Consider the following 721-nt stretch of genomic DNA (forward strand, 5'->3'; position numbering starts at 1 on the left):
GACACGCTGGTCCCGGACAATCCGAACAAGCCCTACGACATCAAGGAATTGATCCTGAAGACGGTCGACGAGGGCGACTTCTTCGAGATCCAGGCGGCCTATGCCGGCAACATCGTCACCGGCTTCGGCCGCATCGAGGGCCGGACCGTCGGCATCGTCGCCAACCAGCCGATGGTGCTGGCCGGCGTGCTCGATTCCGACGCCTCCCGCAAGGCCGCCCGCTTCGTGCGCTATTGCGACGCCTTCGAGATCCCGATCGTCTCGCTCGTCGACGTTCCCGGCTTCCTGCCCGGCACGGCGCAGGAATATGGCGGCCTGATCAAGCACGGCGCCAAATTGCTCTTCGCCTACAGCGAATGCACCGTGCCGCTGGTCACGATCATCACGCGAAAAGCCTTCGGCGGCGCCTATGACGTGATGGCGTCGAAACATATCGGCGCCGACGTCAATTACGCCTGGCCGACGGCGCAGATCGCGGTGATGGGCGCCAAGGGCGCGGTCGAGATCATCTTCCGCGGCGGCGATGCGGAAACCATCGCGCGCCAAACGAAAGAATACGAGGACCGCTTCATGTCGCCCTTCGTCGCGGCCGAGCGCGGCTATATCGACGAGGTCATCCTGCCGCATTCGACGCGCCGCCGCATCGCCCGCGCACTCGCCATGCTCAGGACCAAGAACGTCGAACGCCCGTGGCGCAAGCACGACAATATTCCGCTCTGAG

The 721-nt window shown here is 64.4% G+C and carries 1 protein-coding gene; it reads left to right on the forward strand.

Going from position 1 to position 721, the window contains the following annotated elements:
• On the forward strand, positions 1–720 hold a 720-nt coding region (locus tag AB6806_RS28950; RefSeq protein ID WP_370956370.1), incomplete at its 5' end, for an acyl-CoA carboxylase subunit beta.
• Position 721 lies beyond the last annotated feature (1 nt).

This window comes from Allobosea sp. RCC_152_1, from assembly GCF_041360765.1.
Taxonomy (GTDB): Bacteria; Pseudomonadota; Alphaproteobacteria; order Rhizobiales; family Beijerinckiaceae; genus Allobosea; species Allobosea spartocytisi.